Origin of the sequence: Paraburkholderia bryophila (assembly GCF_013409255.1) — a bacterium.
Classification (GTDB): domain Bacteria; phylum Pseudomonadota; class Gammaproteobacteria; order Burkholderiales; family Burkholderiaceae; genus Paraburkholderia.
Genome location: NZ_JACCAS010000002.1, coordinates 560546 through 585661, shown reverse-complemented (window position 1 = coordinate 585661; position 25116 = coordinate 560546). Strand labels below are relative to the sequence as shown.

The 25116-nt window shown below is 62.5% G+C and carries 24 protein-coding genes; 7 read left to right on the top strand and 17 right to left on the bottom strand.

The annotated features are described in order from the left end of the window. Positions 1-24: 24 nt before the first annotated feature. From GGD40_RS23955 to GGD40_RS23905, 11 genes are all read right to left on the bottom strand, one after another. A complete protein-coding gene (locus tag GGD40_RS23955; RefSeq protein ID WP_373565298.1) occupies positions 25-1131 on the bottom strand; it encodes an IS5 family transposase in 1107 nt (368 codons plus the stop codon). Positions 1132-1191: 60 nt separating this feature from the next. After that, complete coding sequence (locus GGD40_RS23950) at positions 1192-1791, bottom strand: MFS transporter (RefSeq protein WP_373565351.1); 600 nt, start codon at positions 1789-1791, stop codon at positions 1192-1194. Then, positions 1788-2582 carry a DeoR/GlpR family DNA-binding transcription regulator gene (locus tag GGD40_RS23945; RefSeq protein ID WP_179745326.1) on the bottom strand — a complete coding sequence of 265 codons (795 nt, stop codon included), beginning with the start codon at positions 2580-2582 and terminating at the stop codon, positions 1788-1790. The genes GGD40_RS23950 and GGD40_RS23945 overlap by 4 nt, the downstream gene beginning before the upstream one ends. Positions 2583-2709: 127 nt before the next feature. Further along, on the bottom strand, positions 2710-3765 hold the full coding sequence (locus GGD40_RS23940; protein WP_179745325.1) for a HoxN/HupN/NixA family nickel/cobalt transporter: 1056 nt from the start codon (positions 3763-3765) through the stop codon (positions 2710-2712). 104 nt (positions 3766-3869) lie between these two features. Further along, on the bottom strand, positions 3870-4670 hold the full coding sequence (locus GGD40_RS23935) for an HvfC/BufC N-terminal domain-containing protein (protein ID WP_179745324.1): 801 nt from the start codon (positions 4668-4670) through the stop codon (positions 3870-3872). Continuing rightward, entirely contained in the window at positions 4654-5541 is an 888-nt protein-coding gene (bufB, locus tag GGD40_RS23930; protein WP_179745323.1) for an MNIO family bufferin maturase, read from the bottom strand. The genes GGD40_RS23935 and bufB overlap by 17 nt, the downstream gene beginning before the upstream one ends. Positions 5542-5583: 42 nt before the next feature. Beyond that, entirely contained in the window at positions 5584-5844 is a 261-nt protein-coding gene (locus GGD40_RS23925; protein ID WP_179745322.1) for a BufA1 family periplasmic bufferin-type metallophore, read from the bottom strand. A gap of 111 nt (positions 5845-5955) precedes the next feature. Continuing rightward, positions 5956-6405, bottom strand: a complete 450-nt coding sequence (locus GGD40_RS23920) for a copper chaperone PCu(A)C (RefSeq protein WP_179712464.1) — start codon at positions 6403-6405, stop codon at positions 5956-5958. A gap of 52 nt (positions 6406-6457) precedes the next feature. Next, the gene (locus tag GGD40_RS23915; protein ID WP_179745321.1) at positions 6458-7987 is read right to left on the bottom strand and encodes a PepSY-associated TM helix domain-containing protein; all 1530 of its coding nucleotides are present in this window, start codon (positions 7985-7987) and stop codon (positions 6458-6460) included. 70 nt (positions 7988-8057) lie between these two features. Next, the gene (locus GGD40_RS23910; protein WP_179745320.1) at positions 8058-10454 is read right to left on the bottom strand and encodes a TonB-dependent receptor; all 2397 of its coding nucleotides are present in this window, start codon (positions 10452-10454) and stop codon (positions 8058-8060) included. An 82-nt stretch (positions 10455-10536) separates the two neighbouring features. Continuing rightward, positions 10537-10938, bottom strand: coding sequence for a DUF2946 domain-containing protein (locus GGD40_RS23905; protein WP_179712470.1), 402 nt, complete (start codon positions 10936-10938; stop codon positions 10537-10539). Between the two features lie 241 nt (positions 10939-11179). Here GGD40_RS23905 and GGD40_RS23900 point away from each other — a divergent pair, with 241 nt between their 5' ends. Continuing rightward, positions 11180-13345, top strand: coding sequence for a tetratricopeptide repeat protein (locus tag GGD40_RS23900; protein ID WP_179745319.1), 2166 nt, complete (start codon positions 11180-11182; stop codon positions 13343-13345). Positions 13346-13420: 75 nt separating this feature from the next. Here GGD40_RS23900 and GGD40_RS23895 read toward each other — a convergent pair whose 3' ends face one another. Next, a complete protein-coding gene (locus GGD40_RS23895) occupies positions 13421-14377 on the bottom strand; it encodes a LysR family transcriptional regulator (protein WP_179745318.1) in 957 nt (318 codons plus the stop codon). Between the two features lie 104 nt (positions 14378-14481). Between GGD40_RS23895 and GGD40_RS23890 the strand changes: the two genes are divergently transcribed. The 3 genes from GGD40_RS23890 (at position 14482) to GGD40_RS23880 (ending at position 18174) form a co-directional block, all read left to right on the top strand. Further along, on the top strand, positions 14482-15597 hold the full coding sequence (locus GGD40_RS23890) for an aryl-sulfate sulfotransferase (RefSeq protein WP_179745317.1): 1116 nt from the start codon (positions 14482-14484) through the stop codon (positions 15595-15597). Between the two features lie 50 nt (positions 15598-15647). Continuing rightward, positions 15648-16976, top strand: coding sequence for a uracil-xanthine permease family protein (locus tag GGD40_RS23885; RefSeq protein ID WP_179745316.1), 1329 nt, complete (start codon positions 15648-15650; stop codon positions 16974-16976). Between the two features lie 91 nt (positions 16977-17067). Then, entirely contained in the window at positions 17068-18174 is a 1107-nt protein-coding gene (locus tag GGD40_RS23880) for a porin (protein ID WP_179745315.1), read from the top strand. A gap of 3 nt (positions 18175-18177) precedes the next feature. Here the strand turns inward: GGD40_RS23880 and GGD40_RS23875 are convergent, their stop codons facing one another. Then, on the bottom strand, positions 18178-18774 hold the full coding sequence (locus GGD40_RS23875; protein ID WP_179745314.1) for a molybdopterin-dependent oxidoreductase: 597 nt from the start codon (positions 18772-18774) through the stop codon (positions 18178-18180). Positions 18775-18795: 21 nt separating this feature from the next. Beyond that, a complete protein-coding gene (locus tag GGD40_RS23870; protein WP_179745313.1) occupies positions 18796-19464 on the bottom strand; it encodes an O-methyltransferase in 669 nt (222 codons plus the stop codon). 189 nt (positions 19465-19653) lie between these two features. On the opposite strand from GGD40_RS23870, the gene GGD40_RS23865 reads away from it, so the two are divergent. After that, positions 19654-20202, top strand: coding sequence for a carboxymuconolactone decarboxylase family protein (locus GGD40_RS23865; protein WP_179712484.1), 549 nt, complete (start codon positions 19654-19656; stop codon positions 20200-20202). A gap of 137 nt (positions 20203-20339) precedes the next feature. Next, positions 20340-21203, top strand: coding sequence for a helix-turn-helix domain-containing protein (locus GGD40_RS23860; protein ID WP_179745312.1), 864 nt, complete (start codon positions 20340-20342; stop codon positions 21201-21203). A gap of 21 nt (positions 21204-21224) precedes the next feature. Here GGD40_RS23860 and GGD40_RS23855 read toward each other — a convergent pair whose 3' ends face one another. The 3 genes from GGD40_RS23855 to GGD40_RS23845 all read right to left on the bottom strand — a co-directional run bounded on the left by GGD40_RS23855 (position 21225) and on the right by GGD40_RS23845 (position 23531). Next, positions 21225-21476: a hypothetical protein gene (locus GGD40_RS23855; protein WP_179745311.1), complete on the bottom strand. Its 252-nt coding sequence runs from the start codon at positions 21474-21476 to the stop codon at positions 21225-21227. Positions 21477-21707: 231 nt separating this feature from the next. Continuing rightward, positions 21708-22814, bottom strand: a complete 1107-nt coding sequence (locus tag GGD40_RS23850; RefSeq protein ID WP_373565298.1) for an IS5 family transposase — start codon at positions 22812-22814, stop codon at positions 21708-21710. Between the two features lie 60 nt (positions 22815-22874). Then, positions 22875-23531, bottom strand: coding sequence for a LysR family transcriptional regulator (locus tag GGD40_RS23845; RefSeq protein ID WP_373565350.1), 657 nt, complete (start codon positions 23529-23531; stop codon positions 22875-22877). Between the two features lie 130 nt (positions 23532-23661). Here GGD40_RS23845 and GGD40_RS23840 point away from each other — a divergent pair, with 130 nt between their 5' ends. Further along, entirely contained in the window at positions 23662-25092 is a 1431-nt protein-coding gene (locus GGD40_RS23840; RefSeq protein WP_179745310.1) for a sulfatase-like hydrolase/transferase, read from the top strand. Positions 25093-25116 lie beyond the last annotated feature (24 nt).

Below are 25116 nucleotides of genomic sequence, written 5' to 3'. Positions count from 1 at the left end.
GTGCATTCGCCATGCCGTGGCGGCTCATCGCGTCGCTCCTTGCGGCACCACACCTGGCATTCGCGCCATGCGGGTCAGATTGCTCGCAACCATCGTCAGCTTGAAGTGCTGGTCGACTCGCCGGATGCCGCGATAGACCGTCTGCCGGATCCGACCGACGGTTTTACCCCAGCCGAAGTGCTCCTCGATACGCTTGCGGATGATCTGACTGGTCCGGTAGCCCGCATGCCGCGAAGTGCGCCCGTCGATTGCGCTGCCGCCCGAACGCTCATCGTTGCGCGCGACATGCGGTGTCACGTTGCGAGCGCGGCAATCGTTCACGAAGTCACGGGTGTCATACGCCTTGTCGGCACCGACTGTCTTCGCATGAGCGCCTGGCACGCAATCGAGCAATCGCAACGCGCTGGCCCGCTCGGCGAAACCATCCGCGTGACTAACCACGGCACCGACCACCAGCCCTGAGCGATTCTCCATCAGGATGTGCCCGTGGTAGCACAGGATGGCCGGGCTTTTGTGGCTCTTCTTGAACAATCGCGCCTCCGGATCAGTAGTCGACTCGTGCGTGGCATTGCTACGTCGCTCGCCTCTCCAGTCAGTATCGGCGTTGCGGCCACCGCCGGCGGGCGGACCATCCTCCGGGCCGTCCTTGCGGCGGAAGCTCTTGTGACTGGCCCACGCCTGAATCAGCGTGCCGTCCACCGAGAAATGGTCCCTCGACAACAAGCCCCGTTTGTCCGCCAGGCTCATGACTTCGGTGAAGAACGCTTCCACGACTTCATGCTCCAGCAACCGGTCTCGGTTCTTCGAGAACACCGAGTGGTCCCACACGGCGTCCTCAATCGCCAGCCCGACGAACCAGCGGAACAGCAGGTTGTAGCGCATCTGCTCCATCAGCATGCGCTCGCTGCGCACCGAGTAGAACACCTGCAACAGCAGCGCTCGCATCAGCTTCTCAGGTGCAATCGAGGCACGGCCAGTGTCCGCGTAGATGACGCTGAACAGCCCGTTGAGCCGTTTCAACGCATCATTCACCAGCACCCGGATCGGTCGCAACGGGTGATCTGCCGGGACGAAGTCCTCCAGCTTGACCGTCGTGAACAGGGTTTCCTGCATCTCATCCATTCCGCGCATCGCATCCGCTGCCAAAGATCATGAACACGATATCCATAACGCCCGTCCCTCAAACCCCGCTTACACGGGACCAAAATTCAACAGCCTGCTAGGCCCGACATCGCGCAACGCAACGAGCGCGGCGCCGGCGAATAGCACGGCGATCACGACGCCCGGGATCAGCAGTCCGCCGCTCACGCCGACGCCGCTCTTTTGCAGCATGGCGCCGGTCGCCGCGCCGAGCAGGCCGCCCGCGCTCCACGCCGCATGAAACGACGACATGATCGGCGCGTGCCATTGGCTTTCGATGCTGCTGGCGTGCCCGTTCATCGACACGTCGAGCGCGCCGTTCGCCGCGCCGAGCGCCAGCAGCACGATGCAGAGCACGGCCATGTTGGGCGCGAAGGCGGGCAGCGGCAGCGCCACGACGAAGGCCGCGCCGAGCAGCGCGGTCGCGCGGCCGCTGCCGAAGCGCGGCGCCAGTTGCCCCGCGAGCGGCATGGCGATAATCGCGCCCAGCGCGAACGCGAACAGCGAGATGCCGAGCGCGGTGTCGCTGAGCGCGAGGCTTTCCTTGATGCGCGGAACTTCGACGGCCCACGCGCCGATCCCGAAACCGTTGGCGAGAAACACCCCGAGGGTGGCCGCGCGTTCCTTGATGAGTGGCTGGGAGGCGCTCACGAGCGGGCCACCTCGACGTTGTCGCAGACCGCCTTGAGCTTCGCGAGGCGCGCGGCCGGCACGTCGTCCTCGACGAACAGATGGTCCACGGCGGTTGCGGGTGCAACGGAAAACGGCGCGGCGGTCATCAGCTTTTCCGAGGTCAGTGCGATCGCGATCTGACCGCTTGCCTTGATCATTGCGCGTTTGAGTTCGGCGTCTTCGGCGTCGAATGCGGCGACGCCTTCGTCGGGATCGAGCGCGCATGCGCCGAGAAAGCACAGGTCGGCGCGGATCTGCTGCACTTGCAGCAGCGCGGTCGCGCCGACCGAGCCGGCCGCGCCCGTCGCGATACGGCCGCCGATCAGGATCACGGTGATGCCCGGTCGGTTCAAGAGGCGCGCGCAAGCCTCGGGCGAGTTGGTGATGACGGTCAGGTCGGCGTGGTCAGGCAGCGCCGCCGCAATCGCGACGTTGGTCGAGCCGGCGTCCAGCAGAACGATCTGCTTCGGACGCACGATCGACACGGCCGCCAAGGCGAGGCGGGCCTTGCGGTCCACGGCTTCGCCCATGCGCACGGCGGCGGGCTTGTCGGCGGGCGAGGCGAGCAGGGCGCCGCCGTAGACGCGCTTGCACAGCCCCTGATCGGCCAGATCGCGCAAATGACGGCGCACGGTGTGCTCCGAGGTCTGGAGTTCGGCCGCGAGCGCCGACGCCAGCACGCGCCCTTCGGCGCGCAGCCGCGTGAGGATCAACTGTTCGCGCTGTTCGGGCAGCAGTCCATCAATGGCTTCCTGGCGGGTTCGCTGCATGGTGTCGGTCTCAGGTTGTCGGGTGAATCGAGCATAACCGAGCAAAATGTAGCGTAAACGGTCGTAAAACACAAACGCCCCATGACGGGGCGTTTGGTTTGTCGTGAGGTGAACGGCGCGTTATCCGTTACCGGCTGATCTCCATGTCGTCGAATTTCTTCGCGCGGTAGATCAGCACGGACACCAGCCAGCTCAACACGAAAATGCCGATGATTACGTAGCCGAGCGTGCCGAAGTGATCGTTCAGCGCGCCGATCGCGTCCCACAGCGGACCTTGCAGTTTCAACTTATCCGAGACCAGACCCAATGCCTCGATACTGCCGATCACAATCGCCACGACCACCGACACCAGCGTGATGGTCATGTTGTAGTAGATCTTGCGGATCGGCTTCAGATACGCCCAGCCATACGCGCCGAGCATCAGGTGGCCGTCGAGCGTATCGATCAGCGACATGCCGGCGCTGAACAGCACCGGAAACACCATGATCGCCCACGGCGACAATCCCTGCGACGCCTGCGCGGCGGCAATGCCGAGCAGCGCGATTTCGGTGGCGGTGTCGAAGCCCAGGCCAAACAGAAAGCCAAGCGGGTACATATGCCAGCTACGGCTGATCAAGCGGAACAGCGGCTTGAACAGGCGCGAGAAGAAGCCGCGGTTGGCGAGCAGCAGGTCGAAGTCGTCGTCGACATAGCGGCCGCCTTGCTTCACGTTGCGCCACGCCCGATAGATCGACTTCAGGATGATCAGATTCATCAGCGCGATCGCGAACAGGAACAGCGAGGAGACCAGCGTGCCGACCACGCCGCCGATTTCCTTGTAGTGGTCGAAGCGGCCTTGCATCGCGGAGGTGGTCGCCGCCACGGCGAGCGAGGCCAGCACCACGACCGTCGAATGACCGAGCGAGAAGAAGAAGCCGACCGTGACCGGACGCTTCTTTTCCTGCATCAGCTTGCGCGTGACGTTGTCGATCGCGGCGATGTGGTCCGCGTCGACCGCGTGGCGTAGGCCGAAGCCATAGGCCAACAGCGCGGTGCCGAGCAATACGGGATGATGGCGGAACGCGATGAACGCCCAGAGCCATGCGATCACGTTGGTGGCGATCAGCACGCCGTAGATACCGAGCAGGCGGGTGCGAACGTGACTGTTCGAATCGCTGAAGATCTGTTTTATTTGCGAAATCATCGGGTGTTTACCTTGAGATGCAATGCTCTACAGGCTTATACACGGCGCCGTTGGCGTTGTCGAACTGATCAAAAGTCTGATGCGTGGTAAGGCTGGGAGAGGCTTTATGGTCCGGCTGTCGGCGTGGATTCGGCCTGTGGCGGCGCACCGTGCACGAGGCCGGTAATCGCGGACGTGGCGATCCATTCGCGCCATTGCGACGTGAAATTGAATCCGGAGTCGATCTCAAAGGCTGCGTCGAGTGCTTCATTGAGTGTCGCTCCGCGTTGCAATGGGCCGAACGCTGCGTGTGCGGCTGCGGATTGCACGAGGACTTCGGGGCGCCAATGTGGACGCACGACCAGCGCGTAAGTCGGCGAATCGATCTGCGTTGGCAACGAGCCGTCCGGTTGATGAGCTTTCCAGATATCGGCGATGGCGTAGCGCGAAGCAATCAGCGCACAAGCAGGGTGGATCGCGAGTTGTGCGTCGAGCAGATCGTCGGGACGGATCGCGGCCCATTCCTGTTGCGTGAGCGTTGTCGCGTCAGCCGCGTAGTGGGCCACATGCAGCGACCATTCAAGTCGCGTAAGGTCGACGAAATAGCGGTACTGTGGGTCAGTTTCGTAACGACCGATGAAGTCCGGCAGCGCAGCGCCGAAGCGATTCAGATCGCCGCTTTGCGAGGGATGTTCGTGTGCGTAACCCTTCGACATTGCGTCGAAGTAGGTCTCGCCGACCAGCGCCCGCAACACGGGATAGGCGCTTGCGAGCGCATCGCGGCGATGAGCGCGAACGTTGTTTCGATAGAGATCGATGCGCTTTTGAAGCGCGGCATCGGTGCGCAGTTGCGCAAGCACAGGCCGCCGATCTGTTTCCAGCGACTCGGCAAACAGGCGTTGCAGTGACTCAAGCGAGGCGCGCATGGTTCTTTGGGTCTCCGCTAAGAGCAGGCCGTGCAGCATGAACCGCGCTTTGAACCTCACGGGCGCGGTTGGCTTCTTCCAGCAGAATATCCAGCGCGGGCAGATCGGTGTCCCATTCGATCAACGCCGGTATCGCGCCGAACCGTCGTACCGCGTACTCATACAGCGCCCACACCGGCGCCGCGACGCGAGAACCGTGATCGTCGATCACGGCCACGTCCGTCACGCTGTGACCCGCGAGATGAATTTCGCCGACCACACCGAGCGGCAGCGCGTTCATTGCCGCCATGGCGTCCTCGCCGTGATTGCATTGATTCACATACAGGTTGTTCACATCGAGCAGTACGCCGCAACCCGTACGCGCCGCGAGTTCAGCGAGAAAGGCCGTCTCGCCGTGCTGATCGTCGCGGAAACGTACGTACGTGGAGACGTTTTCCAGCAGAACCGGCCGGCCCAACGCATCCTGCAACTCGCCGACGCGCGCGCACAGCAGCGCGAGCGCCGCGTCGGTTAGCGGCATCGGCAGCAGATCGTTCAGATGACCGGCCGCCGTCGCGCCCCAGCACAAATGTTCGGAAACGAGCGCGGGCTCGATCCGTTCGACGAGGCGTTTCAGCTTCGCGACATGCATCGTATCGAGCGGTTTCGCCGAGCCGAGTCCGAGGCCGACACCATGCAGGCTGACGGGACGATCACGGCGCACGGCGTGCAGCACATGCAGATCGAAACCGCCGTCGCCGAAATAGTTTTCGCTGTGGACCTCGACCCAGTCGACGGGCGGCGTTGCGTCGAGGAAATCGCGGTAGTGCGCGTGACGCAAGCCGATACCGACGCCGCGCGGCGGCGCGTGCGTCGATGCGACGGCGTTCATGGAAGGCAGCGGAGTAGGCGACACGGTTGGCAGATCGGGCTACTAGGTCTTTCCGTCGACCTTGCCGCCCAGCTTCGTGCAAGTGCCCTTCGGTACGGTTTTGAAGTCGCCCTGATCGTTGTCGACCTTTGCTTCACCGGCACAGCTATGCACGCCGGTTTTGCTCGCGCAGTCGTTCTGACCGGCTTTGGCGATACCGTAGCACTGCACTTTTTCTGTGGCGTGCGCTGCGGTGATGGGCGCTGCCGCGAGGCCCGCGAGCGCGGCCGCGATCAACGCCGGTCGACCGAGTTTCGAGTTCATTGTGCTTCTCCTGAGTGAGTGTTTGAGCTGGCCGCGAGGCATGGGTTATGTTACGGCGCCGGGCTTATCCCTGGGAAGATTTTAAGCGCGCGGCGCTGCCTGTCCAGCGTGTCACTGACCCATCGTACCCGCACTCTTCACGGCGCAGGAAGCGGTGACTTTCTGGCCGTTGCTGAACGAGAAGGTCAGCGGAATCGACGAGCCGACCTTGAGCGTCTGCTTGGGCTCTTCCAGCATGACATGATAGTTACCCGGCGCAAACACGAGCGTGCCGTGCGCGGGTACCGCGACCTGTTCGACCATCGCCATCGACGACGTGCTGCCCTGGCTTTGCGTTTGATGCAGCATCGCCATGCCGAACGCGTTCGAGCTGATGCCGATGAGATTCACCGGCTGATCGCCGGCGTTATGAGCCTTGAAATAGCCGCCCTTGGGCAGATCGCCCGGCAACGCGCGGATCCAGCAATCGGACACGCTTGCGGGTGCGGGGGTTGCCGCGAATGCCTGGAAAGATGCACCGCACAGCAAAGCGGCGAGGAGAAGTTGACGCGATGTATTCATGATGTGCTCCATGGTTCGACGGAATCGACAGAGTCGACGGAAGGAAATGACGTTAGGCCGGTTGCCGTGCGCTACGACCGAAAATCGTGCGGTCGGCGAGCCACACGGCGAGCAGCGTGGCGCCCATCAGCGGGAAAATCATGCCGAGCAGTACGAGACCGGTTTTCCAGCCGCGCATCGGCGGAGCGGCGCGTTCACGTGACGGCGCGCCGAGCGAACGTTGCGGACGGCGCTTCCACCACATCACGCAGCCGGTCGCCGCCATCGCCGCGAGGCCGAGTGAAATCGCCGCGCAAAGCAACTGATTGGCGAGGCCGAAATAGCGGCCCATATGCAACGACGTGCCATACGACACAGCTTTCGACACGGCGCCGTAGTCGCCATAGCGAATGTCCTTCAGCACCGCGCCGCTGTATTGATCGATGTACAGCGTGCGTTCGTCTTTCGGATCGCCGGGGAAGTACGAGACCGTGTAGACGCCGGTTGGCGAAGTGGGGAGCACGATGCTGTAGCCGTCGGTCACGCCGAGCGAGGCGAGTTGCGCGACGACGTGGCCTAGTGGCAGCGGCTTCGGTTGCGTTTGCGCTTGCGCTGCCTGTGGTTCAGCAGACGCAGGCACCGGTGAATTGCCGACGGCCCACGGCGTGAGCGGCAAGGGTAAATCGTCCATCACCATGCCGGGCATCGAATCCATGTCGGCGGCGTTCGCGCCGTGGGCGGCGTGTTCATCGTGTGCCGCGCGGGTTTTATCGGCGGTGGCCGCCATCGCGGACGTTGCGGCCGCATCGATAGGTATGCCGGCCGGCAGCACGGAACGCAACGGCAAGCCACCCCACGAACCCGGCGGCGCGCCGAGATTCGCAGCGGTCGCGAGCGCCTTGAACTGCTTGCCCCATGAGCCCGTCCACGGCAGCCCGCTCAGCACGAAAGCGAGGGCGCCGAGCGCGAGCCAGATGCCCATCACGGCGTGCAGGTTCTTCCACAACGGACGTCCCTTAAGCGTGAAGCGTGGCACCAGCGCCGCCCGTGCGGTGGTTTTTTCACGTGGCCACCAGAGTGCGACGCCGGTGCCGATCATCACGAGTGTCCAGCATGCGGCGAGTTCCATCAGCAACTCGCCGGGCTTGCCGAGCAACAGCTTGCGATGCAGCATGCGGTCCACCTGCATGAAGCGATTCTCGACGCTCAGCGTGCCCAACACCTCGCCGCTGTACGGGTTCAGATAGACGCTCTCTTTTTCCCCATTGGCAAGACGGAACACGAATTCCGTGCTGCGATCCGGCGCACTCGCGATCGCGGCGGTGACCGCGACAGCGTCCTTCGGCATGGCTGCGCGAGCTTTGCCCAACAGCCTGTCTTCGGTCAGCCTCGGCACGGCTTGCGGTTCGACGATCAGCCGATGCGGATACAACAGCGGCTCGATTTGCGGCTGAAAGCAATACAGCGTGCCCGTGATCGCCAGCACGACCAGAAACGGCATCACGAAGAGGCCCGCATAGAAGTGCCAGCGCCAAAGTGTGCGATAGCCGGGGTTGACCGTGCCGGTCGCCGAGACGACGCGTTGAGCGGTGGTGGTGGACATAAAATCCTCCTGAATTAGGTTTTAAGTCGAGCGGCCTTCGCCGCGCGACGAACGCGTTCATAGCGCGCGCTTACATGCGCAGCTTTGCTTCCACATAAAACGTGCGGCCCGGATACGGGTGGTAGACGAAGTAGCGCGCGTCGAACAGGTTGTCGACGCCGATACCGATCTCGCTCAGCTTCGTCGGCCGGAAGGTGAACTTCGTATCGACCACGGTGTACGAACTCGTGCCGCCGAACACGTCCGGATTGGTGTCGGTATTGGTGAGCGTGTTGTACTGGCGGCCCGAATAGCGCGCGGCGAGCGTGAGCGCCGCGCGTTCGTCGAAGCGATAGGTGGCGGCGAGATTCGCGCGCCACAGCGGAATGCGATAGAAGTACTTGCCGACCGTGGCCGGATTCTGCGCATTGGCGATGATCTTCGACTGCGTGTACGCGACGCTGGCGATCAGATCGAGGCCGTGCACGAACACGTCCTGTCCCGAGTAACTCGTTTCCACGCCGCGCGAACGCACCTTGCCGATGTTCTGGAAGTTCGTCACGTTCGGAATCACGGTCGTGTCGGTCTGGCTGAAGATCGTGTTCTTCACGTCGTCCTGAAACAGCGAGAAGCGGAACACGCCATTCCAGTGCGCCCATTCGGCCGTCAGTTCTTTCGAGAGATCGTCTTCGGGCTTCAGGTTCGGATTGTTGTTGACGATCGCCGAGCCGTTGATTTGCCCCTGGAACAGTTCGCTGACGGTCGGAAAGCGATACGCGCGGCCGATCGACGCGCGCAGGATCAGGTCGTCGGTAACGTCGAACGACAACGAGGCCTTCGGCGAAAAGTGCTGCTGGCTCGCGTCGCTGAACGGCAACGCCTGGCCGGGTAGCGCCTGCGATCCGCCGTACGCTTGCCAGTCTTCATAACGCACGCCATAAACGAGCTTCCAGCGCGGTAGAAAACGCCATGCGTCCTGCGCGTATAACGCCTGGGTCTGCGTCTTGCCGCGGAATGCGTTGGCGAAGGTGGTCGCTCCGCCGTCGCGCCAGTTCAGCGTGTTGTAGCTCTCGTTATCGAGGAAGTAGTTGTCGTAGTGATAGCCGAAGCTCAGCGCGTGATTCGCGAGACCTGCCTGCTTCGAGGCGGGCGTGTAGGTGCTGCGCAGATCGAGCGTTTTCCAGCCGGTGCCATCGCCGAAAATCACCGTGCCGGGACCATTACCCGGCGCGCCGGAAGCGGCGGTGCGCGCCACGCTATTGCTGACGTCGTAGTACGACGCGACTGCTTCGGCATTCCAGCCGGTGGCGTAGCGCGTTCTCAACGACACACCGTAGAGCCAGTTCTCGCTATAGCCGAGGCTCGGCGCCAGCGCGGCGGCGGGAATGTTGTACTCGTAGCCGCCAATCGCTACCTTGCCGCTATAAACGGGGTTGCCGTTCGCGTCGCGCAGGAAGGTGGAGGTCTGGCTGTTATAGGTCTGATGCCAGTAACCGAGCGTGAAACCGGCCTGCAATGTCGGCGTGAAGTCGTACTGCATCTTCAGCTTGAACTGGTCCTGAATCGTATGCTCGATCCCTTCGCCGTTCACGCCGAGCACCGCCGTCGGCGTGTTGGTCTGGTTGTTGTACAGATACGCGCCGGTGACCGGCACGTCGCCGGCTTTCGCGGGCGTGCCGGACTTGGCGAGCGTGGCGAATTGCAGCGGCTGGCTGGTGTTGTCCAGATGGTTCACATCCAGCCGGTACGAGAACTTGCCGACCCGGTCGCCGATCGACGCGCTGGCTTCGCTGCCGTTGAAGTTCTGATTCACGCCGAACAGGTTGAAATGCTGCGTGAATGCCTTGACGTCGGCGCTGGCTTCGAACTGCTTCGGCATGCGCGTGCTGATGAGCACCGTCGCGCCGAGCGAATTGCCCGGATAAAGCGCGGAAAACGGTCCATAGATCACGTCGACCTGCTGGATCTCGTCGGGCGACACCATCGACCAGCGCGGCGGAAACGAATAGTTGTTGCCGAGAAGATTACTGAGCAGCAGGCCGTCCGCGTAGACGAGACCCCGCGCGCTCTGCGAATTGCTGGTGCCGCGCACTGCGATGATCGAATTCAGGTCGCCGATAAAGCGCTTGCGCACCGCGAGATTCGGCATGTACTTCAGGACGTCTTCGGTGTTGACCACATTCCAGTTGTCGAACTGATCGCGCGTGACGGTCTCGACTGAGGCGGGCAGATTCGGATCGACGGCGCGCGGCGCGGCCGCCGTATTCGCGCTGGCGGTGACGTTGACGGCCGGCAGCGTGGCTTCGGCGATCACGGTATCGGCATGGGCCGTTGTCGAAACGAAAGCCGGCAGCAGCGCCGGCACGAGCGCCGGAATGAAAGCCGGCAGACAGACGGGCAAAGACGGCAGCGGCAGGCGAGTAGAGATCAAGCCGCGTGCGCCGCGGCGGGCGCGAGCGGACAGGCTTCGCGGGGCGAAGTTGAACATGAACGTTTCCTTGATGCATTGAACAGACGACCGCGCGCGCCCTATACGGGCGCGACGAATGCGCGATCAGGACCGGCAGTGATCAGGAAACGGCAGGTGGGGCGCGGGGGCGTCCGGACGGAAACGCGCCGAGCGGCGTGAAGCGGGTGGAGAGTGTGGGCGCAGCGGTGCCGGCGAGCGTGAGCGACGCTTGCGGCTCGACGGCGGCGACCGTCGGCATGGCGACGTGGTGTTCGAGCAGATGGCAGTAGCCGCAGGCGCCGAACGCGTCGTTATGGCTCAATTGAACCGGTGCCGGCGTGGCGATGACGGATTGGCTGAGCTCGCCCAGTCCGCGCGGCTGAAGCGCCGAGCAGAGCGCGGCGATGGGCTCGCCCGCGCGGTTCGACACCAGCAGTTGACTCACGAGCGGCGCGAACACGACCAGACACATGGCGATGAGGCCAAGCCAGGCGGTCATGCGGTTGTGGGCGCGTAGAGTCATGAGATTGAAAGTAAAAGCGGGGCGATTCTAGCACTGAGGCGCGAACTTTTCTCGCGTGATCCTGGTTATAGCGAGGGATTAGAGGGCCGAACACCGTTCATTTCCCGTCGTTACCCGCGCGCCGATTCGCTTAAGCTGCGTGGTACATGTTGCGCATTCCGTCCGGCGCGGCGCTTTGTCGCGGCACGGAACCAACGATCGACCTGGCCGGCGCAGCGCCGGCCTCCATGCACCACCACTCATGACCACGACGCAGACGAGCGACTCCTCGATCACCGACCTCAACCAGCAGGCCGTCGCGCTATGTTCGACCGGACAGTTCGCCGACGCCTTGCAGCGGGTCGCGCCGATGCTTGCGCCGCTCCTTGAAGGCGCAACGATATCCGACGACGCACGCGCCGACGCGTTGAATATCGCCGGCGCCTGTTCGTTCGCGCTGCGTAAGCTCGATGACGCGGAAGACTACTGGCGCCAGTGTCTGCAGATCAAACCCGGCTACGTCGAGGTGTACGACAGCCTCGGCATGCTGCATAAGTCGCTTGGGCGGCTGTCGGCGGCCAAGGCGATGTACCGGCAACTGATCGTTCTGCGGCCGGACCGGGCCGACGCCCACCACAATCTCGGCATCGTGCTCTACGGACTCGGTTACAAGGAAGAGTCGGAGGCGTCGTACCGTCAGGCAATTGAAATCCGTCCGGATTATTCGGAGGCCTACTACAACCGCGCGATGGTGCTGCACGAATTGCGCCGTCTGCCCGAAGCCGAAGCGGCGTATCGCGCGGCGCTACGGGGACTGCCTGAGCACGCCGAATCGCACAACAACCTCGGCAATGTGTTGATGGACCTTGGCCGTCTGCTTGAAGCGGACGCCGCTTATCGTCAGGCGCTGACGATCCGGCCGCAGTATCCGGAGGCGCTGAATAATCTCGCCGGCGTGCTGAAGGCGACGAACCGGCTGGAAGAGTCCGAACTGGCCTGCCGGCTCGCGCTCGCGATGCGCCCGGATTACCCCGAGGCGCATCTGAACCTCGGCGCAGTGCTGACCGAATTCACGCGTTTGCCCGAAGCCGAAGCGGCCTATCGCGGCGCGATCGCCTGCCGTCCTGATTACGCCGAGGCGCACTACAACCTCGGTATCGTGCTGGCCAAACTCGAACGTTTCGGCGACGCCGAGCGCGCGTATCGCGAGGCGCTTCGCTGGCGGCCGGACATCGTGCAGGCGCACAACAATCTGGGCTGCGTGCTGCGTTTGCTCGACCGTCTGCCCGAGGCGATCGAGGCCTTTACGCAGGCGTTGGCGTTGTGTCCCGATCTGTCCGAGGCGCACTACAACCTCGGCGCGACAGCGGCGCAACTCGGGCGGCTGACGGAAGCCGAAAGCGCTTATCGCCGAGCGCTTGCGCTGAGTCCCGCTTACGGCGACGCAAAGTTCGGCCTCGCTGTGTTGCTGCTCAGCATGGGGCGTTTCGAAGAAGGTTGGCAGCTTTACGAATACCGCTATTTTCAGCCGGGTTTCGTCCATTACAAGACGCGCGACATGCTGGGTTGTCCGCAGTGGGGCGGCGAGACGCTGGCCGATAAAACGCTGCTGGTCTGGCAGGAAGACGGCCTCGGCGACATGATTCAGTTCAGCCGCTATTTCGCGTTGCTGAAGGCGCAAGGGGCCAGGCGGATCGAGTTCGCGTGCATGCCGGCGCTGCATCGGTTGATGGCCTCCGTCGACGGAATCGATGCGTTGGTCGACCATGACACGGCGTTGAAGCGGGCGTCCGGTTACGACTGCTGGACGAGCCTGATGAGCGCGCCGCTGCATCTGCGTACGCTGATCGATACGATTCCGCGTCCTACGCGTTTGAGCGCCGAACCGGCGTTGGTCGAACAATGGCAGCCGGCGCTGGACGCGCTGCCGCCCGGCCGCAAGATCGGTCTCGTCTGGAAGGGCAACTTGGCGCACCATAACGACGCGAATCGTTCGGTTCCTTCGCTTTCGTTGCTGGCGCCGCTCTGGACCGTGCCCGGCCTGAGCTTCGTGAGTCTGCAGAAAGGGCAGGGCGAAGACGAAGCGCGTAACCCGCCCGCTTCGCAACCGTTGCTTCATCTTGGCTCACAGATCAACGATTTCGCGGACACCGCGGCGATCATCGAACAGCTCGATCTGGTGATTTGCGTGGACACGTCTACCGCGCATCTGGCCGCGTCGCTCGGTAAGCCGTGCTGGGTGATGCTGCCGGAAAAAGATATCGACTGGCGCTGGATGCACGAGCGCAGCGATTCGCCGTGGTATCCGCACACCGTGCGGCTCTTCCGTCGCGCACCGAACGAGGATTGGTCGATGCCGATCGATCGCGTGCGGCAGGCGTGCATTGCACGATTCAGCGCCGACTTGGCTGTTGAAGAACAGCACTGACAGCGTGAATGGGAAAGCGAACTCGTAGCGTCCACAACGCGTTCACGACGCGTTCACAACGAAGCAATCGCGCCGTCATGTAACCTTTGCCACGCGTTTGCGGCGCGTCGGCGTACTCGCATGAAAACGGCTTTCAGTCGTCTCGATCGACTGACCGAGAAACTGCAGGAACATGCTCATCGCGACCGTGGTGGTCAAGTCCGCGCGTTGGTACAGACAACTGAACGATCTGGCGCCGGCGTCCGCTAGCGCCAACCACGCGAGTTTGCGTTGCGCCACGTCTTCCGCAACATTCTCCGCGATCAGAAAGCCGATCCCCACCCCGTCCGCCACGAGCCGGCGCACCATCGATACGGAACTGGTTTCCACCAGCGGGCGCGCCTTGCGTTTCTCGCGATGGTCGATCTGATCCACCATCGCGCGCAGTTCGGTATCGGGCGTCATCAGAATGAGCGGATAGTCGAGGCAGTCGCGCAGTCGCGGCCGCTTGTTCAGTTTGGTCAGCGGATGCCCAAGCGGCGCAACGAGTCCGAGGTGCTGTGAAAACGCGCGCACTTCCACGACGCCGGGCGGCGGTTTGCGGCGCAATCCATAACCAATGTCGGCCTCGCCGGTTTCCACCCACTTCAGGATGCTTTCGCCATTGCCCGACCGCACGCTATACGTCACGCCCGGATAGCTCTGCATGGCCGCCATGATCGCATCGGGCACCAACTGTTCGGCGGACGAGGGCGACACCGCCAGGTTGATATGGCCGCGCCGCAACGAGCGTAAGTCTTCGACCTGGGTCATAGCATTGTCGAAATCGCGCTGGCCGCGCCGCACTGCCGCAATGATGATTTCGCCGGCGGTGGTGAGTTGCATGCCGCGCGGCAAGCGATCGAACAACGGCGAGCCGACCTGCTCCTCAAGATTGAGGATTTGCTGGTGCACTGCGGCAGCGGTCAGGTGCAGCGATTCGGCCGCCTTGCGGATCGAACCGCGCCTGACTACCTCGTCGAAACAGCGGAATGTCTGCGATATTGGACGCATATTTGCACCGTATAGTTTTTCCGTACAGGCCGTATGGAACAATCATGTTTTCCTGACGGATCGAATAGCCTAGATTTTGCTCCATCATCTTAACGGAGCGAATCGTGACCACCACTGTCGACCAAATTACCCAGCGGCGCCGCGGCGTCGGTCTCATCGCCTACGACCCGCAACAATCGGCCGGCGGGTATACGCTGATCGCGCCGCAGACGGCGGGCGGTCACGTTTATCTCGTCGACATTCGCGGCGAAATCGTGCACGAGTGGCAGATGCCGGTTCGTCCTGGTCGCCATGCGGTGATTCTGCCGAACGGCAATCTCGGCTACAACGGCAACCATGCAGACTCGGAAGACCGCTACGCGCCGTGGTCCATGTGGCACGGCGGCGACTTCTATGAAGTCACGCCGCAAGGCGAGGTGGTCTGGCGCTACGAAGATCCCGCGCATCATCACGACGCGCAGTGGCTGCCGAACGGCAACCTGCTGTACACCGCTTGCGAACGGGTGCCGGCCGGTTTCGCGGAGCGCGTGCCGGGCGGCACCGCGCACGGGCCCGACGAGCCGATGTACGCGGACGTGATCCGCGAGGTGAATCGTGCCGGCGAACTGGTGTGGGAATGGAAGGCAGCGGAACATCTGAACCCCAAGGACTTTCCGATCGCGGCGGGCTTTGGACGCTATCACTGGCCGCTCGTCAACGGACTCGGCGTGAACGCGAAGGGCGAGGTGCTGATGAGCTTGCGCACCACGTCGGGGATCATTGCCGTGGACCGTGAAAGCGGGCGTGTCACGACGCACATTCCGCCGAGCGTCGTGTCGCATCAGCATGCACCGGTGGCGCTCGCCAACGGCAACATTCTCACGTTCGACAACGGCAACTTCCGCGCTGGCGCGCACGTGGCGTTCTCGCGCGTGCTGGAGATCGATCCGTCGGCTCGCGAGGTGGTCTGGTCGTACGCGGACGACATGGTCAACGCGTTTTACAGCGCGTTCATGGGCAATGCGCAGCGTCTCGCCAACGGCAACACGCACATTACCGAATCCGCCACGGGGCGTCTGTTCGAAGTGACGCCGGCGGGCGAGGTGGTGTGGGAATACGTGATTCCCTGGTTCGGCGAGTACCCGGACGAAGCCGCGCGCAAGACGGGCCCCGGCCAGTTGAACAGTGTATTCCAGACGTTCCGCTATAGCCGCGAGCAACTGCCGTGGTTGCGCGCTTGACTGTCGAGCGCGCTGTTGCGCCTAGTTGCGATTCGCCTCCCGGGGGTTACGTGAATCCTGATCCAGCCACACATAGCGTCGACACGCGGTTGCCCGCCTGGCAACTGGTGTTGTTCGGCCTGCAGCATGTTCTGTCGATGGCGGCCTCGCCCGTTACGGCGGTTTTTCTGGTGTCGAGAATGTTGTCGCTGCCGGGCGACATGACCGTGCATCTGATCGGCGCGACGTTTTTCGTGTGCGGTGCAGGCACGTTGCTGCAATCGCTGGGCGCGGGGCCGATCGGCGCGCGCCTGCCGTTCGTCATGGTGCCGGGCGGTGCGCCGGCCATGCTGTTCGCAGTGATCGCCACGCAGACGGATTTGCGTACCGCTGCCGGCGCGGCGATCCTGACCAGCCTGTTTTACTGGCTCGTATTGCCGGTGTTCGCGCGCTGCCTGCGATTTTTCCCGCGCGTGGTGGTGGGCACGATGCTGGTGCTCGTGTCGGTGAGCCTCATCAAGATCTATGCGGGGATCGTGGTCGGGCAGCCGGGTACGCCGGCCTTCGCGCGGCCGCTGTCGCTCGGTCTCGCGGTGGTCACGATCGTGGCGACGATTGCGGTGGCGCGGTTGTTCAAGGGCACTGTCGGACGGTTGGCCGTGCTGCTGGGGCTCGTGGTCGGCACGCTGGCCGGCTGGGCGGTCGGGCTGATGCCCGCCGCCGGACTGTGGGACGGGCCGCTGTTCACGCTGCCGGCGCTGCTGCCGTTCGGCATGCCGCGCTTCGACGTACTCGCAGCACTGCCGATGCTGATTTTCAGCGTCATCTCGATGGCCGAAGCGACCGCGCAGACGGTGGCCGTTGGCGAGATCACCGGCAAGCCGATCGACATGCGCCGCGATGTGCCACGGACGATTCGCGGCGATGCGCTCGCGTCGTTAGTTGGCTCGTTGCTCGGCACGTCGCTCATCATCACCAGCGCGGAGAATATCGGCGTCGTGCAGACCACGGGCGTACGTTCGCGCTACGTTACGGCGACGGCCGGCGCTATGTTGATGGTGGTCGCGTTGTTTGCGCCGCTGGGCCGCCTGGCTTACGCGATTCCCGCGCCCGTGGTGGGCGGCACGGCGCTGATCGTGTTCGCGATGATCGGCGTGATGGGCATCAATCTGCTCGGCAAGGTCGATCTGCATGCGCGTGGCAATCAATACACGCTGGCGGCGGCGCTTGTCGTGGGGCTGATACCGACTCTGGTGCCGAACGTGTATGCGTCGTTCCCGGGGCCGGTGCAGATCGTTCTCGGTAATGGCATGGCGGCGGGCACGCTCACGGCGATCTTGGTCAATCTCGTGTTCGGCGCATGGCGTCTTGTGCCGGTGGAAAAAATCCAACCCACCTAACCCATCGGATAGCGGGCGTCGACGCCCTCGCCATTCGTAGTTCGTAATTCGCAGTTCGCCTTTCTCTTTCCAACGCTTCACCCCACACTTCATGAAAACCAAATTCGCTTTTCACGCGACGGCGTTCGCGTGCTCGGCTGCGCTCGGCGTTTCTTCAACGGCGCAGGCGCAGAGCAGCGTCACGCTGTACGGCAGTCTCGACGCCGGTCTCGGCTATGTGAGCAATCTGCATGGCGCAAAGGCTTATATCGCCGAGCAGGGCACGTTACAGGCGGACCGCTTCGGCTTCCAGGGCGTCGAGGATATCGGCGCGGGGCGCACGGTGCTATTCAGGCTCGAAAGCGGTTTTGTCACGACGACAGGCGCTTCCGCCAGCAGCAGTACGTTTTTCAATCGGCAGGCGTATGTGGGTCTGGCCGATCCGGTATTCGGCACGATGACGCTGGGCCGTCAGACGGACTGGAATTTCGAGTGGCTAGGTTCGCTCTCGACGGGGCAATTGCTTGGCGATTTCTCGGCGTTCCATCCCGGCAATCTCGACGGTCTGGGCAGCACGTTGCCGGTGCAACTATCGAATACCGTGAAATGGAAGAGCGCGAATTATCACGGACTGTCGCTCGGTGCGATGTATGGATTTGCCGGCGCGGCGGCAAGCAATACCAATGGACGCACCATCAGTTTTGGTGCGAACTATACGAACGGGCCGGTCAAACTGGTGGCGGTTTATTCCGAGTACCGCGACCGCTTGCTGCCGCTTTCCACTGGGCTCGGGTTGACGTCGTTCGAAGGCCAGACGATTGCGCCGGGTGCGACCTTCAACGCGAAACAGGTGCGCGATATGGGCATCGGCGGATCGTACCGGTTCGAGCGCGTGACCGTGCATGCGCTCGCCACCGACGTGAGGATCGAGTCGGCCGGCGGCGTCGAACACTTTCGCAGCGTGGACGGCGGCGCGAATCTGCGGTTGACGCCCGCCGAAGAAGTGTCGGCGGGGGCGTGGACCGCGACGCTCGCCGGACATCGCTGGACGCAATTCACCGTGGCTAACGTCTATTCGCTGTCGAAGACAACCCAGCTTTACGCCGACCTGATGTTCGAGACCGCGGGCGGCGGCGCGGTGGCGAATACGATCGGCATTGGCGCAGCGTCAGGCGGGCGGCAGACAGTGTTCCTCAGCGGGATTCATCACCTGTTTTGAGCATTACGCTTCGATCACCTGCAAGTGGTACAGCCCCCACGGCGACAACTCGAAGCGATCTTTGAGCGGCTTGCTCGACAGTTCGTCGATGTTGTCCGCGTCGTAGGTGGCCCAGAGTGGGCCGACGCCACCTAAGGGCAGCGGCTTGCCATCCATTTGGGTTGCGACGATGAAGCGGTAGGCGCGCACTTTGTCGAGCGTCGTCATCACGGCATAGCCGTCTACCGCGTGCATCAGAATTTGCGTGCTGCCCGCGCCCGGCGCGCCGACGTGTTCGAGTACATCGGTTAATAGCGGGCCGGTCAATGCGTGCTGGTGGGAATCGTATTCGGTGGTGGGCTTGATCGTCACGGCCGGCATGCTGGCGATCAAAGCAAAGTCCACCCCGTACGCCTCGGAGAACTTCACCTGATGTTTCGCGAGCAATTGATCGAACGCCGGATCGAGTGCGCCGCGATTGTGGCGCTTGATCGAACCGGTGATGGTCAGCACCACCGGCGACGCGTTGCAGGCTTCGTGACGGGCAGGTTTGGTGGCGAACGCGGGCGAGGCCGTAGCGCTCAATACGGCCGCGCGGGTCAGGAACTGGCGTTTGTTCATTGGCGTGGACTCCCACTAAGTTCAGTTGGAGACGAGTGTCATTGAAAATCCGTCCCAGCCTTTTACGCCGACAGTCTGCACCGCCGTCGAATCCAGGCGCGGATTCGTTGCGAGTTGCCTGAAGAACGCGTGCAGGCCGATAACATCCGGATCAGTGCTCGCGTGATCCGCGACTTGTCCGCGGCGAATCACGTTATCGGCGACGATCAGCGTGCCGGGACGGCTCAATTGCAACGACAGACGCAGATACTCCGGATAACTCCGCTTGTCCGCATCGAGAAAGATCATGTCGAACGGTTCGGCCGAATCCGCCACGAATTGTTCGAGTGTCTGCGCCGCTGGGCCGAGCACGACCGAGACGGTCTTCGACAATCCCGCGCGTTCCACGTTGGCCCGCGCTACCTGGGCGTGGGCAGCGTCCACTTCGAGGGAGACGAGGCGGCCGTCGGCCGGCAGCGCTCTCGCAAGCCAGATCGTGCTGTAGCCGCCGAGCGTGCCGACTTCGAGAATGCGGCGGGCGCCACGCAGCTTCGCCAGCAGGTTGAGCAGTTTGCCCTGATTGGGCGCGACGTTGATTGCCGGCAGGCCGGCTTGCGTGCTTGCTTCCAATGCGGCGTCTAGCGCGGTGTCCTGCGGTAAGAGTTGGCTCGTCAAAAACTCGTCCATTGCGGTCCACTGTTCCTGATTCATTGCCTCACCTTGATTGTGTCAGTAGGAAGATGCTTTTTATGTTGTAACAGAAAAGCGCGGAGGGTGCCCTTGTACCGAGCGTATCGAACTTCTATTACATGGGAGGTAATTGGCGAGTGTTTCGTCCACGCCTAATCTTCGGTGGTCGCGCCGTTCACCCTGAACCGCGCTCACCATCGAGGACACATCATGTCGACGTTTCAAGTTCATACCCTTGACTCCGCGCCGGAACAATCGCGGCCCGTGTTGCAGCAGCTTCAGCAGACTTTTGGCTTTATCCCGAACATTGCGGGAGCGATGGCTGAATCGCCCGTGCTGATCGGCGCGTTTATCAACCTGTTTCAGAAGGTGCATTCCGGCACGTTTTCCGAAGCGCAGATCCAGACGCTTTTGTTGACGAACGCGGTGACCAACGCATGTTCGTGGGCGGTTGCATTTCATACGGCGCTGGCGCTGAATGAAGGGCTCACGCCCGCCGACGTCGAAGCGATTCGCGCCGGCCGTGCGCCTGCGGATCGTCAGCATGCAGCGCTTTCGACTCTGGCGAAGACCGCAATTGAAAAGCGCGGCCATCTCGGCGATCAGGACGTGAGCGCGTTTCTCGAAGCAGGCTTTCGTCGCGATCAAGTGCTCGAACTGCTCGCGGTCACGGCGGCGTCGACCATCACGAACTACGTGGGCAGTATTACGCAGCCGCCGCTGGAAACTCAGTTCCAGGTTCACGCATGGCATGCCTGAGTCTCCTCGGGAACGAGCCGATTGGCGACGCGTAGTATGCTGACCGGCGAGGTTCGGTTGATCGGTCAACGTGAAAGATTGCTCACGAGATGCCGATCACCAAACCGCCTCTGTATCGACCTGCGGATAAGAGAACGATGAACCCTCCGAACCCCAGCAAGAAAGCACCGCCGAACGATCTCGGCGTGTTGTTGCGTCACTGGCGCGATATGCGCGGCATCAGTCAGTTGGATTTGTCCTTCAATGCAGGCGTTTCGCAGCGTCATATCAGCTTTATCGAAAGCGGGCGCAGCGTGCCGAGCCGGCAGATGCTGATGGATATCGCGCAGACGCTGGATATTCCCTTGCGCGAACGCAACACGCTGCTGCTGGCGGCCGGCTATGCGCCGATGTATTCCGACAACGCGTGGAATGCGCAGGAAATGCACGGCGTCACGAAAGCGCTTGATCGTATGCTGCGGCAGCATGAACCGTTTCCGGCGATCGTCATGGACCGTTACTGGAATGTGCTGATGACGAACGAGTCCGCGCCGCGCTTTTTCAATTGCTTTATCGACATGGCGGCGCGCAAGGAGCCGCGCAACATGCTGCATTTGATTTTCGATCCCGAGGGCATGCGGCCGTTCGTGTCCGATTGGAAAACGGTAGCGGACAGTTTGATTCAGCGTGTCTATCGCGAGTCGGTCGGGCGAGTGGTCGATGACAAAACGCGTGAACTGCTGGACGCGTTGCGTGCCTATCCCGAAGTGGAAGCGAAGCTGCAACCCGGAGACGCGTTAAAAGCCGACGCCGCGTCGGCATCCATGCCGGTGATACCGATGGGCTTCATCAAAGACGGCCGCGAGATGAAGTATTTCTCGATGGTCACCAGCGTCGGTACGCCGCAAACCATCGCCGCGCAGGAGCTACGGATTGAATGCATGTTCCCTGCGGACGATGAGACCGAAATGCTTCATCTGCAGATGCTCGATGCGAACGCAAAAGCAAAAGTGCATACCTGATCGCGCCGAACCGCAATCGCCTCAATCCACCACCGGCCGCCGCAACCGCTCCTGCACCGCAGCGACACATTCGAGCGCAACTGGCAGCACCGGATTCACCGACTCGCTGCTATAGAACAACTGCACCGTCTCCAGAAAGCTCGCACCCGGCATCGCGAGGATAACGAACCCGGCGCGGCCCGCTCGCTTGCGTGCAACCGCCAATGGCATCAATGCAAGAAACGGGTAACTCGCGAGCATCGCCTCATTGGTCTGCAATGAGATGGATTGCACGCAGCCATCGGGAAATGCGAGTCCATATTCGCCGAGCCAGCTTTGCAACGCGAGGAACGTAGGCGCTTCTCTAGCAGGCTGTTGAAAAGCGCCCCGTCATGAAGACGGGAGCAGTGTTCACGAGGCTTCCAAATGCGATGTGCTGCTGAATTGCGGGTTCGCACGGTGGTTTTTGTAGGCAATGCGCGTGCGCGCAGGCGGCGCGCCGTGCATTCGCCATGCCGTGGCGGCTCATCGCGTCGCTCCTTGCGGCACCACACCTGGCATTCGCGCCATGCGGGTCAGATTGCTCGCAACCATCGTCAGCTTGAAGTGCTGGTCGACTCGCCGGATGCCGCGATAGACCGTCTGCCGGATCCGACCGACGGTTTTACCCCAGCCGAAGTGCTCCTCGATACGCTTGCGGATGATCTGACTGGTCCGGTAGCCCGCATGCCGCGAAGTGCGCCCGTCGATTGCGCTGCCGCCCGAACGCTCATCGTTGCGCGCGACATGCGGTGTCACGTTGCGAGCGCGGCAATCGTTCACGAAGTCACGGGTGTCATACGCCTTGTCGGCACCGACTGTCTTCGCATGAGCGCCTGGCACGCAATCGAGCAATCGCAACGCGCTGGCCCGCTCGGCGAAACCATCCGCGTGACTAACCACGGCACCGACCACCAGCCCTGAGCGATTCTCCATCAGGATGTGCCCGTGGTAGCACAGGATGGCCGGGCTTTTGTGGCTCTTCTTGAACAATCGCGCCTCCGGATCAGTAGTCGACTCGTGCGTGGCATTGCTACGTCGCTCGCCTCTCCAGTCAGTATCGGCGTTGCGGCCACCGCCGGCGGGCGGACCATCCTCCGGGCCGTCCTTGCGGCGGAAGCTCTTGTGACTGGCCCACGCCTGAATCAGCGTGCCGTCCACCGAGAAATGGTCCCTCGACAACAAGCCCCGTTTGTCCGCCAGGCTCATGACTTCGGTGAAGAACGCTTCCACGACTTCATGCTCCAGCAACCGGTCTCGGTTCTTCGAGAACACCGAGTGGTCCCACACGGCGTCCTCAATCGCCAGCCCGACGAACCAGCGGAACAGCAGGTTGTAGCGCATCTGCTCCATCAGCATGCGCTCGCTGCGCACCGAGTAGAACACCTGCAACAGCAGCGCTCGCATCAGCTTCTCAGGTGCAATCGAGGCACGGCCAGTGTCCGCGTAGATGACGCTGAACAGCCCGTTGAGCCGTTTCAACGCATCATTCACCAGCACCCGGATCGGTCGCAACGGGTGATCTGCCGGGACGAAGTCCTCCAGCTTGACCGTCGTGAACAGGGTTTCCTGCATCTCATCCATTCCGCGCATCGCATCCGCTGCCAAAGATCATGAACACGATATCCATAACGCCCGTCCCTCAAACCCCGCTTACACGGGACCAAAATTCAACAGCCTGCTAGGCGGCAGAATCCACGGCGACCCGGCCAGATCTTCAGGCGTGACAGTCCTTCGATTCGCCAACGGATGATCGCGGCCACATACCACCACAATCGGATCGTCCATGATGATGTGAGAAGCGAATTCGGTTTTACCGAATCCCACCGGCTCAGTCCGGCTCAACACGAAATCCAGCGATCCATTCGCGAGCAATGGAAACAGCCGGTCGCTGGTCGCCTCTTGCAGCGCGACATTCACATGCGGCGCTCGCCTTTTCAATTCAAGAATCAACTCTGGCGCGAACACCGGCAGTACCGTCGCGACCGCGCCGACTGAAATCTTCCCGGATATCCCGCTAGTCAGCGCATCGACCTCATAACGCGCCTGTTCGAGCTGATGAAACACCTCCCGCGCGCGCTTGGTCAGCGTTTCGCCGACGGCGGTCAACTGAAGCCGGTTACCGACCCGCGTCATGACCGACACGCCGAGTCCGGCCTCCAGTTCGGCGAGCTGCTTCGAGATGGCCGGTTGCGTCACATTCAGCTTCTCCGCCACGAGCCGGATCTGCCCGAGACTATCGAATAGCGTGAGCAACCGCAGATGGTTCAGCTTCAATCCAGCCTGAAAAAACCGCTCGATCGGGTCCACAGCGCTCCTCCTGGCGAATAACTTATGGTTATGCGCTTTCGACAAAATGTCAATTGCTTGTCATGCGCTCACGGACCATGATTAAGCTCAGGAGACAGCCGCATTCATAGCGCGCCCGGACACCCCCATCATGAAGCCCACGAACGTATTGTTCATTTTGTCGGACGAGCATCAGCACGACCTGATGGGATGCGCCGGCCACCCATTCATTCACACGCCAAATCTGGACGCGCTCGCCGCGGGCGGTACGCGCTTCAGCAATGCCTATACGCCGTCGCCGATTTGCGTGCCGGCCCGCGCGAGTCTCGCAACGGGCCGCTACGTGCACGACATTCGCTGCTGGGACAACGCGATTGCGTACGACGGCAGCACGCCCGGCTGGGCGCAGTACCTGACGCACGACGGCATGGTCACGGACTCGATCGGCAAGCTGCACTACAAGAGCGAGGCGGCGCCGGTCGGTTTTCGTCATCAGCAGCATGCGGTGCATATTCTCGATGGCATCGGCCAGGTGTGGGGTTCCGTGCGCAATCCGCTGCCGCGCACCATGGGACGCTCGCCGCTTTACGACAAGATCGGCCCGGGGCTGTCGAACTACAACCGCTTCGATATGCGGGTGGCCGATACGGCGGTCGACTGGCTCAGCGATCCGCGCGACGACACGAAACCTTGGGTGTTGTTCGCGGGACTCGTCGCACCGCATTTCCCACTGATCGTGCCGCAGGAATATCTCGATCTCTACGATCCCGCCAGCATCGAATTGCCGCCGTTGCAGCCGTCGAGCGGTTATGTCCGGCATCCGTGGGTCGAGCGTCAGGCGATTCATATGGATCACGACGCCGCGATCGGCACCGATGAACGCCGACGCCTCGCGATGGCCTGTTATTTCGCGCTGGTCACGTTCCTCGACGCGCAGGTCGGCAAGATTCTCGCGGCGCTCAAGGACAACGGTCTCGACGAGTCGACCACCATCATCTACAGCAGCGATCACGGCGATAACCTCGGCAAGCGCGGCATGTGGAACAAATGCCTGATGTACCGCGAGTCGACTGGTGTTCCGATGATCGTTGCGGGCGCAGGCATTCCGCGCGGCAAAGTGTGCGAAACGCCGGTGTCGTTGATCGACATTCAGAACACGATTCTGGAACGCACCGGTTGCATCGCGCCCGCGAACGCGAGCCCGGGCGAGTCGCTCGCGAAACTCGCCAACGCGCCGGCTCAACCCGAGCGACTGGTGTTCAGCGAGTACCACGCGGTTGGCTCGGAAACCGCCGCTTACATGCTGGCGAATGCGGACTACAAGTACCACCATTACGTGGGCTTGCGGCCCGAGCTGTTCGATCTGCGACGGGACCCGCAAGAGTTGCACGATCTCGCGGGACTGCCGGAATACGCACCGGTGCTGGCTTCGTTCGAGAAGCGTTTGCGTGAACTGCTCGATCCCGAAGGCGTGGACAGGCTCGCGAAAGCCGATCAGGATCGTCTGATTCAGGCATTCGGCGGCCGTGAAGCCGCTTTGCAAACCGGTACGCCCGCAGCGACGCCCGTACCCGTGGCATGATTCGCGGCCGGACGGCCGCTTGAA

Coding starts and splice junctions, on each gene's coding strand:
- GGD40_RS23955 (WP_373565298.1), bottom strand. CDS start 1,131: ATGCGCGGAATGGATGAGATGCAGGAAACCCTGTTCACGACGGTCAAG.
- GGD40_RS23945 (WP_179745326.1), bottom strand. CDS start 2,582: ATGCAGCGAACCCGCCAGGAAGCCATTGATGGACTGCTGCCCGAACAG.
- GGD40_RS23940 (WP_179745325.1), bottom strand. CDS start 3,765: ATGATTTCGCAAATAAAACAGATCTTCAGCGATTCGAACAGTCACGTT.
- GGD40_RS23935 (WP_179745324.1), bottom strand. CDS start 4,670: ATGCGCGCCTCGCTTGAGTCACTGCAACGCCTGTTTGCCGAGTCGCTG.
- bufB (WP_179745323.1), bottom strand. CDS start 5,541: ATGAACGCCGTCGCATCGACGCACGCGCCGCCGCGCGGCGTCGGTATC.
- GGD40_RS23925 (WP_179745322.1), bottom strand. CDS start 5,844: ATGAACTCGAAACTCGGTCGACCGGCGTTGATCGCGGCCGCGCTCGCG.
- GGD40_RS23920 (WP_179712464.1), bottom strand. CDS start 6,405: ATGAATACATCGCGTCAACTTCTCCTCGCCGCTTTGCTGTGCGGTGCA.
- GGD40_RS23915 (WP_179745321.1), bottom strand. CDS start 7,987: ATGTCCACCACCACCGCTCAACGCGTCGTCTCGGCGACCGGCACGGTC.
- GGD40_RS23910 (WP_179745320.1), bottom strand. CDS start 10,454: ATGTTCAACTTCGCCCCGCGAAGCCTGTCCGCTCGCGCCCGCCGCGGC.
- GGD40_RS23905 (WP_179712470.1), bottom strand. CDS start 10,938: ATGACTCTACGCGCCCACAACCGCATGACCGCCTGGCTTGGCCTCATC.
- GGD40_RS23900 (WP_179745319.1), top strand. CDS start 11,180: ATGACCACGACGCAGACGAGCGACTCCTCGATCACCGACCTCAACCAG.
- GGD40_RS23895 (WP_179745318.1), bottom strand. CDS start 14,377: ATGCGTCCAATATCGCAGACATTCCGCTGTTTCGACGAGGTAGTCAGG.
- GGD40_RS23880 (WP_179745315.1), top strand. CDS start 17,068: ATGAAAACCAAATTCGCTTTTCACGCGACGGCGTTCGCGTGCTCGGCT.
- GGD40_RS23875 (WP_179745314.1), bottom strand. CDS start 18,774: ATGAACAAACGCCAGTTCCTGACCCGCGCGGCCGTATTGAGCGCTACG.
- GGD40_RS23870 (WP_179745313.1), bottom strand. CDS start 19,464: ATGAATCAGGAACAGTGGACCGCAATGGACGAGTTTTTGACGAGCCAA.
- GGD40_RS23865 (WP_179712484.1), top strand. CDS start 19,654: ATGTCGACGTTTCAAGTTCATACCCTTGACTCCGCGCCGGAACAATCG.
- GGD40_RS23860 (WP_179745312.1), top strand. CDS start 20,340: ATGAACCCTCCGAACCCCAGCAAGAAAGCACCGCCGAACGATCTCGGC.
- GGD40_RS23850 (WP_373565298.1), bottom strand. CDS start 22,814: ATGCGCGGAATGGATGAGATGCAGGAAACCCTGTTCACGACGGTCAAG.
- GGD40_RS23840 (WP_179745310.1), top strand. CDS start 23,662: ATGAAGCCCACGAACGTATTGTTCATTTTGTCGGACGAGCATCAGCAC.